Here is a 10,386-nt window from a genome sequence, read left to right on the forward strand (position 1 = left end):
GACAGCAGGAGCGGCGCGGCACTTCCCTGCATTCAGGGGCGCGTTCTCCCGGGCTTTTGTCCCGCCGTGTAACCTCGGAGGAGGTCGCCGGCTCTCGGACCAGCCACCCGCTTTCGCGAGCCGGAACCCTAGCCAGCCATTGCAAATTGTGGTGCCGCGTGCCCCGGCTTCCACCGGGTTGCTCTTGCACGCCTGACTCCTAGCGAAGGCCGTGCCAAAACCAGAAGGCCCAGGCGCGACGGGGCCTGCGCGGGAGCCGGGGGGAAGATGGGGTGATCTGCGGGCGCCTGGCGTGCCCGCCTCTGGGGCGAGGCGCTTCAAGCTGGTGCGCGGTAATAACTGGAAATGGATTTTGCCGACGGAGGGATGCACACCGGCAGTAGGAATCGGTGTCGAAGATTGTGGGAGAAATCCCGGGTGCCGACATTCGTTGGCACCGTCCCAGCGGTCGAAGGAGGCCGCCATGTCCTATCGAACGATGTTGATCGCTGTGCTGGGCCTGTCCCTGGGTGGTTGTGCCGTCTACGACTACGACGACGATTACCGTGGCTATCCGCGCAGCTATGGCGGTGGGGGCTATGTGGTGCAGCAGCCGACCTACTACCAGGGCACCCCGACCTACTACTACCGCACCGAGCGCATCTATCAGCCGCGCTACTACCCGGTGCGCCCGCAGCCCTACCAGCCGCCGCGCCATGACCGCCGCTACGACGGCCGCAACGACCATCGCTACGACCGCCATGACGACCGCCACGACTCGCGTCGCTGGGACAACCGCAACCAACCCCGGCAGGACTGGAACGAGCGCCGTCACGACTACACCCCGCGCCTGCAGAACTGGGGCGGCAACCGCCCGCCCCAGCAGGGCTGGAACCAGGGTGGCGGCCGCCCGAACTACGCCGTGCCGCCGGCCTACCAGGTGCGCCCGCACGAAAACCCCATCCGCCCGCACCGCAGTGACTGGTCGCTGCAGAACCGCCGCTAGTGCGGGGTCTCTGAAACGTCGGCGAGGCCGTCAGCGCAAGGCGAAAACAGGTGAGAGAGCGGAGTCTACGAGCCGTAGATGAGCGTCTTGAGCCTGTTTTCAACGCAGCGATGGCAACGCAGAGAGTTGTCAGTAGCCGGTAATGGGCTGGGCGTCTTCTTCCAGCAGGTACTCCACCATCGCCCGCGCCGCCGGCGACAGGCTGCGCCCGGCGTGGCTGACGATGCCATAGGCCGAGCGTGCGGCCTGGTTGTCCACCGGCAGCAGAACCGCCAGGCGGCCGGCGGCGACGTCTTCGGCGAGCACGTCCCAGGGCGCCATGCTGATCACCTCGCTGTCGGCCACCAGCGCCTTGAGCACCATGAAGTTGTTGCACTCGATACCCAGCGGTTGCGCCTTGTCGTTCAGCGCGCCCAGGGTCCGCGCCACCTCTGCGGGCAGCTGGGTGCCGGCCAGCGGGTAGGCCGCCAGGTCTTCGACCCTTAGCCGTGGCCGCCGCAGCAGCGGGTGGCCCGGCCGGCAGAAGAGGGTGCCGGCATGGCGCCGCAGGGGCGTGATGTGCAGCAGCGGGTCGCCCTCGAACTCGCGCACATCCGCCACGAACAGCTCGATGGCGTCCCCCAGCAACTGGTGGCGCAGGCCGTGCCAGTCCTCGATGCGCAACTGCACCTGCACGCCCGGATGGGCCCCGGCGAAGCGGCCGAGCACGCGCGGCACCAGGCGCGCGGCGGGATAGGGGCCTGCACCCAGGCGCAGCTCGCCGCTGTCGAGGTTCTCCAGTTGGGCCACGGCGCTGTGCAGGGCCCGGCGGCCGTCCAGCAGGCGCCGGGCGTGCTCCAGTACCAGGCGGCCGTGGGCGGTGAGGGTGATCTGCCGTGGCCCGCGATCCAGCAGGCTGCAGCCGAGGCTGGCCTCCAGGGCCTGGATGCTGCGGCTCAGGGCCGGCTGGCTGAGGTTGACCGCCTCGGCCGCGCGGGCGAAGTGGCCGTGTTCGGCGAGGGCGACGAAGTGGCGGAGCTGGCGTAGGTCGTTCATGCGTGTTCCGCATCGAATCCGGTAGGGGAATGCATTGGAATTATTGATCGGCGCCTGCCAGCCTGTCGCCTCCCATAACAACAACGAGCCGACACCATGCGCATCATCACCCGCTTCGGCGGCCTGCTGCTGGCCGCCACCCTGCCGTGGGCCGCCGACGCCGCGCTGCCCGACGAGACCCTGGAACCGAGCATCAACGCCGAGCTCGCCGAGCACACCCGCCACTTCGACGAGAAGGTCTACAAGATCGCCGACAACGTCTGGTCGGCGGTGGGGTGGAACCTCGCCAACAGCGTGATGATCGAGGCGCCGGAGGGGCTGATCATCGTCGATACGGGCGAGTCCGCCGAGCAGTCGCGCAAGGTGCTGGCGGAGTTCCGCAAGATCAGCGCCAAGCCGATCAGGGCCATCGTCTACACCCACTTCCACCCGGACCACATCAACGGCGTGAAGGGCTTCGTCAGCGAGGAGCAGGTCAGGAGCGGCGAGGTGCAGATCTACGCCCAGGAGACTCTGCTGGACAACGTGGTGACCCAGGGCGCGCTGGTGGGCCCGATCCTCAGCATGCGCTCGGGCTACAGCTTCGGCGTGGCCCTGCCGCCGGCCGACCAGAAGGACATGAACGCCGGCCTCGGCCCGCTGGCCCACGGCGGCGCCTCCACCTTCATCGCGCCGACCATCACCTTCAAGGAGTCCCTCGATACCACCATCGCCGGGCTGAAGGTGCAGTTCCTCCACGTGCCCAGCGAGGCGCCGGACGAGATCGTCCTCTACCTGCCAGACAACCGCGTGCTGATCAGCGCCGAGGTGACCCAGGGCCCGACCCTGCCCAACGTCCACACCCTGCGCGGCACCAAGTTCCGCGACCCGGTGGTGTGGGTGCAGAGCCTCGACAAGCTGCGCGCCTTCCAGGCCGACTACATGGTGCCGCTGCACGGCCAGCCGGTGTCCGGGCGCGACAAGGTGGAGGAGGTGCTGCGCATGACCCGCGACGCCATCGCCTACATCCATGACCAGACCGTGCGCTGGATGAACAAGGGCCTGACCCCCGACGAGCTGGTGGAGAAGGTCAAGCTGCCGCCGCACCTGGCCGGCTACACGCCCTACCTGCGCGAGTACTACGGCACCGTGAAGCACAGCGTGCGGCAGATCTACCAGGGCTACCTGGGCTGGTTCCAGGGCGACCCGGTGGACCTCGACCCGATCCCGCCGGCGGAGAAGGCCAAGCGCCTGATCGCCCTCATGGGCGGGCGCGACAAGCTGCTGCTGGCCGCCGGCGACGCCTACCTGAAGGGCGACTGGCAATGGGCGGCGGAGCTGGCCGGCTACGCCATCCGCGTCGACCACGACGACACGCTCGCCCGCGACATCAAGGCCCGCAGCTTCCGTCGCCTGGGCTACGCCAGCATGAACATCAACTGGCGCAACTGGTACCTGATGAGCGCCATGGAGCTGGAGGGCAAGCTCGACGGCGATGCCGCGCTGCAGATGTCCCAGGGCCTGCGCAACGCCTTCCTCTCGCCGGACATGCTGAAGAACCTGCCGGCGCGCATCTTCCTGCAGAACTGGGTGACCCGCATCGACCCGGAGAAGAGCACCGACGTGAACCTCACCCTGGGCTTCGTCTTCCCCGACATCGGCGAGGAGTGGGCGCTGGAAGTGCGCCGTGGCGTGGCCCAGCTGCACCGTGGCATCCCCGAGGGCACCACGCTGAAGCTGACCTTCGACAAGACCTACCTCGACACCGTGATCAGCGGCGAGAACGGCCTGCTCAAGGGCGCGCTGCTGGGCGATGTGAAGGTCGACGGCAACCTGCTGGACATCAAGACCTTCCTCGGTTGCTTCGACTTCGAGGACGCCCCCATCGCCCTGACGGTGCGCTGACCCACCCGACCCGGCGGCGCCGTGCCAGGCGCCGCCCACGAGATCGCCATGAAGACCTCTCCGTTGCTTCGTCGCGCACTGTTGGCGCTGACCCTGCTCATCGTCCTGCCCGCGCTGCTGCTGTTCAGCCAGCGCGAGCTGATCCGCACCGCCGCCCAGGGCTACCTGTACGGCTACCCGCTGGTGCTCACCGAGATCACCCGCGACAACTTCACCGCCGACATGGCGCCGATCAACCGCCTGATGCACGTGCCGCGCTTTCCCGATGCGGGCTTCCGCGAGATCGTCCGGCCCAACGTCGACACCCTCTATTCGGTGGCCTGGCTGGACCTGGAACAGGGGCCGCTGGTGTTCGAACTGCCGGCCACCGGGCGCTACAACGTCATGCAGTTCCTCGATGCCTGGACCAACGTCTTCGCTTCCCTCGGGCCGCGTACCACCGGCAATGCCGCCGGCCGCTACCTGCTGGTGGGGCCACGCTGGCAGGGCCAGGTGCCGGAGGGCTTCAGCCTGCTGCGTGCGCCCACGCGCATGGCCTGGCTGCTGGGCCGGGTGCAGACCAACGGCGTAGCGGACTACCCGACCGTCCACGCGATCCAGGCCGGCATCAGCCTCACGCCGCTGGCGCAATGGCGCCCCGGGCAGGTACAGGCCTCGCTGGCGCCGGCCGCCGCTGGGCGCAAGTCGATGCCGCCGCTGTTCCAGATGCGCGCGCTGGATGGCCGCGCCTTCTTCCAGCGCCTGGCGGCGCTGATGGCCGACAACCCGCCGGCCGCTGCCGATGCACCCATGCTCCGGCAGTTGCAGGCACTCGGTGTCGAGCCGGGCCAGCCGGTGGCGGAGTGGCCCTGGTGGCGGCACCAGGCGGTGAACCTGGGTATCTGGCTGGCCGAGCGCCGCGTGCGCGACGCCCTGGCCAACCCGACCCAGTTGCAGGACGGCTGGCGCGTGCCGCCGATGCAGGTCGGTCGCTACGGCGAGGACCATGGCCTGCGCGCTGCGGTGGCGATGGGCGGTTTCGGCGCCAACCTGGCGGAGGACGCCATCTACCCCAACGCGGTGAAGGATGGCCGGGGCGAAGCGTTGCAGGGCGGCAGGCGCTACCGCCTGCACTTCGCCGCCGACGCGCTGCCTCCGGTACGTGCCTTCTGGTCGCTGACCGTCTACGACGGCGACGGCTTCCTGGTGGCCAACCCGTTGAACCGCTTCGCCCTGGGGGATCGCGATGCGCTGGCCTTCAACCCCGACGGCTCCCTCGACATCCTGCTGCAAAGCGATGCACCCGACGGCGCATTGCAGGGCAACTGGCTGCCGATTCCCGGGCAGGGCGCGTTCAGCGTCACCGGCCGACTGTACTGGCCGAAGGCGGAGATCCTCGACGGGCGCTGGCGCATGCCGCCGATCCAGGTGCAGGGCGACTGATCGCCCGGCAGCGCCGCCTGCCCAACGAAAGTGCGGAAGGCGAGCGCGGCCGGAGTCGGCACACTGCGGGGCTCAACCCATGCAATGGAGAACCCCTATGCACGTCCTGTCGTTCGCCAAGGGCGCCCTGGCCATGTTCTGGCTGGTGGCGATCCTCAATGTCATCTACCCCTTCGGCGAGCCGCTGCATCGCCCGCTGCTGCTGGTCGCCGGGGTGATGCTGGTGGCCCACGTCGCCGAAGCCGCGCTGTTCAACCGCAAGCTCAAGGCCCGTCCCTTCCCCTGGCTGGACCGCACCCAGGTGCTGCTGTTCGGCTTCCTGCACCTGCGCGGGTTGCGTTGATCCGTCGCCCCGTGGTCCCGGGCTGAAGCCCGGGCTACCTCTGGGTGCTCCCGGTGGCACCGCTGGTGGACGAAAAGAGCGTCGTCCACCCTACACACCGGTCAGCACGGTGGTTGGGATATGGCGGTAGGGCGGGTGAAACCCGCGATGTTGTTGTGCGACGCCCTTGTCGGGTTGCACCCGACCTACACCGGCACGGTGTTGTGCATGTCGTAGGGTGGAGGTCGCTTTTTACCTCCACCAATCGGTGCACCCGGCCCTGCACGTTCTTCCGGCGATCGCCTCACCCGACCCTGCTGCGTTGGGCTTCGTACCTCAACCCAACCTACGGAGGCTCCGTGTTTTCCGATGGCACTGAAACCCCTATGGCGGTGAGCACGGCGCAGATCCGATAGGGGCACTGTGCCATTGTTTTTTCCGCTTCCAGCCCGCACCATTCGCGCCTCGTTATCGGCGGCCGCGTGGCGGCGCCATCGGCAGGAAATCGGATTTTGCTCAGCAGTGTCGGCAAATGGCGGAGTGGCGGTACGCCGGGCGTTCTGGTCCCGGTTTCGCTGTTGCTGCTCACCCTGCTGGCCGGAGCCCTGCAGGCGGATTGGGATTTCACCCTGATCAGCCGTCGCGCCGAAACCCTCTATGGTCCCCTGGGCGATGGCAAGCAGCGCATCGATGACTGGCAGCGCCTGCTGGCCAGCCAGGTGGGGGCCAGCGAGGCGGAGCAGTTGAAGGAGGTCAACCGCTTCTTCAACGCCAAGCTGCGCTTCACCGACGACCTCGCCCTGTGGAACCAGGTGGACTACTGGGCCACGCCGGTGGAGGCGTTGCGCCGGGGCGCGGGCGATTGCGAGGACTACGCCATCGCCAAGTACATCAGCCTGCGTCACCTCGGGGTGCCGGCGGAAAAGCTGCGCATCACCTACGTCAAGGCGCTGCGCCTGAACCAGGCGCACATGGTGCTGACCTATTACGAGAAGCCCGATGCGGTGCCCCTGGTGCTGGACAACCTGATTGGCAGCATCCTGCCGGCCTCCCAGCGCAGTGACCTGTTGCCGGTCTACGCCTTCAACGGCGAGGGCCTGTGGCTGAGCAACCAGGGTGGCGGCAAGAAGGTGGGCGACGCCAAGCGTCTGTCCCGCTGGCAGGACCTGTTGAAAAAGATGAAAGCCGAAGGCTTTCCCACGAGCGAATAGCGGAGTCGAGATGTCCCTGTTCAAACAGTTGTTGATCGCTATCTGCCTGTTCCTGGTCGTCGCCTTCAGCGGCAGCTTCATGGTCAGCCTGGAAAGCTCGCGCGAGCAGTACGTCAACCAGCTGCGTTCCCATGCGCAGGATGCGGCGACGGCGCTGGGCCTGTCGCTGACGCCGCACATCGACGATGCGGCGATGGTCGAGCTGATGGTCAGCTCGATCTTCGACAGCGGCTATTTCGAACGCATCCGCGTGATCGACATGGCCACCGGCAAGGTGATGGTCGAGCGTACCGGCGTGCCCGATGCGGTGGCGGCCCAGGTGCCCCAGTGGTTCGTCTCGCTGATCGGCCTGGAGTCGGCCGGTGGCGACGCCATCGTCAGCCGTGGCTGGACCCAGGCGGCCCGGGTCGAGGTGCAGAGCCACCCGATGTTCGCCATCGCCAAGCTGTGGCAGAGCGCCCTGGGCAGCCTCGGCTGGCTGCTGCTCTGCGGCCTGGTCAGCGCCGGCCTCGGTGCCGTGCTGCTGCGCCGCCAGCTGCGCCCGCTGGACTACATGGTGGAGCAGTCCCACGCCATCGCCCGCCGCGAGTTCCTCAGCCTGCCGCAGCTGCCGCGCACGCCGGAGCTGCGCCGTGTGGTGCAGGCGATGAACCAGATGGTGGAGAAGCTCAAGGCGCTGTTCCAGGAGCAGGCCGAGCGCAGCGAGCGCCTGCGCGACGAGGCCTACCAGGACAGCCTCACGGGCCTCGGCAACCGCCGCTATTTCGAGATGCAGCTGCACGCGCGCCTGAGCGCCGAGGACCAGGCCAGCAGCGGCTACCTGCTGCTGCTGCGGGTCAACGACCTGGCCGGCCTCAACCAGCGCCTGGGTGGCCAGCGCACTGACCGGTTGCTCAAGGCCGTGGCCGAGCAACTGGTGCGCAACAGCGCAGGGCAGGGCGCGGGCCAGTTGCTGGCACGCAGCCGTGGTGGCGAGTTCATCCTGCTGGCGCCGGGCCTGGTGCGCGAGGAGGCCGAGCAACTGGCCAGCCGCCTCGACGGCGCCCTGGCCAGCCTGGCCAGCACCGGCGCCACCGACACCCATCCGGTGGCACATATGGGCCTGGTGCCCTTCGCCCCGGGCGAAGCGCAGCAGGACCTGATGATGCTCGCCGACGAGGCCCTGGCCCAGGCCGAGCGCCAGGCCGATCGCGCCTGGGCGTGCATCGAGCAGACCCGCGCCGGCAGCGTCGGCGATGACCGTCACGCCTGGCACGCGCTGCTGGACAAGGCCCTGGCCCAGGGTCGCTTCCAGCTGTTCTTCCAGCCGGTGGTGGCCAGTCGCGACCCCTCGCGGGTGCTGCACTACAAGGTGCTCTCGCGCCTGCCGGACGAGCAGGGCGCGAGCATTCCCGCCGGGCGCTTCCTGCCCTGGCTGGAGCGCTTCGGCTGGTCCGCGCGCCTCGACCTGGTGATGCTGGAGCTGGTGCTGGCGCAGATGGCCGGCCACGACCAGATGCTGGCGCTGAATCTCTCCGGCGCGCTGCTGCGTGACGAGAAGGCGCTGAACCGTGCCCTCGACCTGCTGCGCCAGAACCCGCAGCTGGGCCCGCGCCTGACCCTGGAACTGGAGGAAGACCAGTTGCCCGAGCAGGCGGTGCTGGAGGACCTGACCCGGCGCCTGCGCGAGCTGGGCTTCGCCCTCAGCCTGCAGCACTTCGGTGGCCGTTTCAGCATGATCGGCAACCTGGCGCGCCTGGGCCTGGCGTACCTGAAGGTGGACGGCAGCCACATCCGCGCCATCGATGCGGAGAACGACAAGCGCCTGTTCATCGAGGCCATGCAGCGCGCCGCCCACAGCATCGACCTGCCGCTGATCGCCGAGCGCGTCGAGACCGAGGGCGAGCTGCGGGTGCTGCAGGAAATGGGCATCCAGGGCGTACAGGGCCAGCTGTTCGGCGCTCCCGCTCCCTGGCGCTGATCCCGGGCGTAGGCGGGTGCCGCGGCCCCGCCTTCCGGCCGTTGCCTTGAACCATCCCGCGTTTCACCCGGTCCCCTGAAGTACACCGGATCACGGACTTCAGGGGGCCCCATGCGTATCAACCTGCCGCGTATCGGGCTGGGCGGCGCGCCGCTCGGCAACATGTTCCACCCGGTCACCGAGGAGCAGGCCGACGCCACGCTGGTGGCGGCCTGGCAGGCCGGTTTCCGCTATTTCGACACCTCTCCCCACTACGGCGCCGGCCTTGCGGAGGAGCGCTTCGGACGGCTGCTGCGCTCCCGCCCACGCAACGAGTACCTGCTCAGCACCAAGGTGGGTCGGGTGCTGGAGCCCGCCGCCGCGCCGGAGAACGCCCGGCCCTTCGTCGACGAGCTGCCCAACCGGCGCATCCTCGATTACTCCGCCGCCGGCGCGCGGCGCTCCCTGGAGTACAGCCTGGTGCGCATGGGGGTGGAGCGCATCGACCTGGTGTTCATCCATGACGTATCCGAGGACCAGCATGGCCCGCGCTGGCGCGAGTACTTCGCCGAGGCGATGGCGGGGGCTGCGAAGGAGCTGACGGCGATGCGCGAGGAGGGCCTGATCCGGGGCTGGGGGCTGGGTGTGAACCTTGTTGAGCCCTGCCGGCTGGCGCTGGAGCAGGCCGACCCGGACCTGTTCCTGCTGGCCGGGCGCTACAGCCTGCTGGACCACCGCGAGGCGCTGGAGACGCTATTCCCCGTTTGTATCGAACGCGGCGTGGGCATCGTCGTCGGCGGGCCGTTCAATTCCGGTGTGCTGGCCGGGGGCGATCACTACGAGTACGACCGCGTTCCCGATGAGGTGAGGGGGCGTGCGCAGCGGCTGATGGCGCTGTGCGCGCGCTTCGGCATCGATTCGCGGGCGGCGGCGCTGCAGTTCTGCCTGGCCCACCCGGCGGTGCTGTCGGTGATTCCCGGCACCGCGACGCCGGCACGCCCGGCGCAGTACATGGCGCAACTGCAGGCCGAGGTGCCTCGGGCGTTCTGGCAGGCACTACGGGAGGAGGAGCTGGTTGGCGCGGACGTGCCGTTGCCGGTGTAGGACCGGCGCAGCGGCTGCGAAGGGGGATGCGGGGACCGGGTCAGATGACCCCGGACTCCTCGTCGTTGATCAGGCGGTTCAGGCCGCCCAGGGCCTCGCGGGCCTGGTTGCGGCTGAGCAGCTTGGATTGCGCGGCCTGGGGCAGGTCGGTGATGCGGATCACGCCCTTGGTCATCAGCAGGCCGATGAGGTCTTCCAGCACGCGGATCATTTCCTGGTCGCTCTGCTTGAGCTGCATCAGGCTGGCTTCGACGGTCTGGTTGGAGTACCAGGCCAGCACGCGCTGGTCGTCGGCGGGGAGCATGCCGGTGGAGCCTTCGAACTCGGCCGCTTCCACACGCACCAGTTGACCCTGGTCGTCTTGTTGCACGTAGAGCATGGGAACCCCCCTTTTTCTTGAGGACATGAGCAGACCTGCGCAATCTACACGCGCAGGCGGGCGGGGAAAATGGCAGTGGCGATCCGAGCGCCTCCCCGCCGCCGG

The 10,386-nt window shown here is 68.6% G+C and carries 9 protein-coding genes and 1 riboswitch; of the genes, 7 read left to right on the forward strand and 2 right to left on the reverse strand.

The genetic code is table 11. The features are described 5' to 3' along the window. Positions 1-43: 43 nt before the first annotated feature. Positions 44-143, reverse strand: a riboswitch (guanidine-I (ykkC/yxkD leader). Between the two features lie 320 nt (positions 144-463). Continuing rightward, positions 464-985, forward strand: a complete 522-nt coding sequence (locus tag ACYJSS_RS21760; protein ID WP_111261249.1) for a hypothetical protein — start codon at positions 464-466, stop codon at positions 983-985. Between the two features lie 129 nt (positions 986-1,114). Here the strand turns inward: ACYJSS_RS21760 and ACYJSS_RS21765 are convergent, their stop codons facing one another. After that, a complete protein-coding gene (locus ACYJSS_RS21765) occupies positions 1,115-2,020 on the reverse strand; it encodes a LysR family transcriptional regulator (protein WP_111261250.1) in 906 nt (301 codons plus the stop codon). Positions 2,021-2,116: 96 nt separating this feature from the next. Between ACYJSS_RS21765 and ACYJSS_RS21770 the strand changes: the two genes are divergently transcribed. From ACYJSS_RS21770 to ACYJSS_RS21795, 6 genes are all read left to right on the forward strand, one after another. Continuing rightward, positions 2,117-3,904 carry an alkyl/aryl-sulfatase gene (locus ACYJSS_RS21770; protein WP_111261251.1) on the forward strand — a complete coding sequence of 596 codons (1,788 nt, stop codon included), beginning with the start codon at positions 2,117-2,119 and terminating at the stop codon, positions 3,902-3,904. A gap of 48 nt (positions 3,905-3,952) precedes the next feature. Continuing rightward, complete coding sequence (locus ACYJSS_RS21775; protein WP_236204998.1) at positions 3,953-5,326, forward strand: DUF1254 domain-containing protein; 1,374 nt, start codon at positions 3,953-3,955, stop codon at positions 5,324-5,326. Positions 5,327-5,423: 97 nt separating this feature from the next. Further along, the gene (locus ACYJSS_RS21780; RefSeq protein ID WP_111261253.1) at positions 5,424-5,669 is read left to right on the forward strand and encodes a DUF1145 domain-containing protein; all 246 of its coding nucleotides are present in this window, start codon (positions 5,424-5,426) and stop codon (positions 5,667-5,669) included. Positions 5,670-6,226: 557 nt separating this feature from the next. Then, complete coding sequence (gene lapG / locus ACYJSS_RS21785) at positions 6,227-6,859, forward strand: cysteine protease LapG (protein ID WP_236205044.1); 633 nt, start codon at positions 6,227-6,229, stop codon at positions 6,857-6,859. 10 nt (positions 6,860-6,869) lie between these two features. Then, positions 6,870-8,819: a cyclic di-GMP receptor LapD gene (gene lapD / locus ACYJSS_RS21790; RefSeq protein ID WP_111261254.1), complete on the forward strand. Its 1,950-nt coding sequence runs from the start codon at positions 6,870-6,872 to the stop codon at positions 8,817-8,819. Between the two features lie 111 nt (positions 8,820-8,930). Continuing rightward, on the forward strand, positions 8,931-9,902 hold the full coding sequence (locus ACYJSS_RS21795; RefSeq protein WP_236204999.1) for an aldo/keto reductase: 972 nt from the start codon (positions 8,931-8,933) through the stop codon (positions 9,900-9,902). A gap of 40 nt (positions 9,903-9,942) precedes the next feature. Here ACYJSS_RS21795 and ACYJSS_RS21800 read toward each other — a convergent pair whose 3' ends face one another. Further along, a complete protein-coding gene (locus ACYJSS_RS21800) occupies positions 9,943-10,281 on the reverse strand; it encodes a tryptophan synthase subunit beta (RefSeq protein ID WP_111261256.1) in 339 nt (112 codons plus the stop codon). Positions 10,282-10,386: the final 105 nt, after the last annotated feature.

It is taken from the genome of Pseudomonas sp. No.21 (assembly GCF_054558415.1).

What these genes read in the sequence shown, in the direction of transcription:
- ACYJSS_RS21775 (WP_236204998.1), top strand. Translation starts at nt 3,953, where the DNA reads ATGAAGACCTCTCCGTTGCTTCGTCGCGCACTGTTGGCGCTGACCCTG.
- ACYJSS_RS21780 (WP_111261253.1), top strand. Translation starts at nt 5,424, where the DNA reads ATGCACGTCCTGTCGTTCGCCAAGGGCGCCCTGGCCATGTTCTGGCTG.
- ACYJSS_RS21765 (WP_111261250.1), bottom strand. Translation starts at nt 2,020, where the DNA reads ATGAACGACCTACGCCAGCTCCGCCACTTCGTCGCCCTCGCCGAACAC.
- ACYJSS_RS21760 (WP_111261249.1), top strand. Translation starts at nt 464, where the DNA reads ATGTCCTATCGAACGATGTTGATCGCTGTGCTGGGCCTGTCCCTGGGT.
- ACYJSS_RS21795 (WP_236204999.1), top strand. Translation starts at nt 8,931, where the DNA reads ATGCGTATCAACCTGCCGCGTATCGGGCTGGGCGGCGCGCCGCTCGGC.
- ACYJSS_RS21800 (WP_111261256.1), bottom strand. Translation starts at nt 10,281, where the DNA reads ATGCTCTACGTGCAACAAGACGACCAGGGTCAACTGGTGCGTGTGGAA.
- lapD (WP_111261254.1), top strand. Translation starts at nt 6,870, where the DNA reads ATGTCCCTGTTCAAACAGTTGTTGATCGCTATCTGCCTGTTCCTGGTC.
- ACYJSS_RS21770 (WP_111261251.1), top strand. Translation starts at nt 2,117, where the DNA reads ATGCGCATCATCACCCGCTTCGGCGGCCTGCTGCTGGCCGCCACCCTG.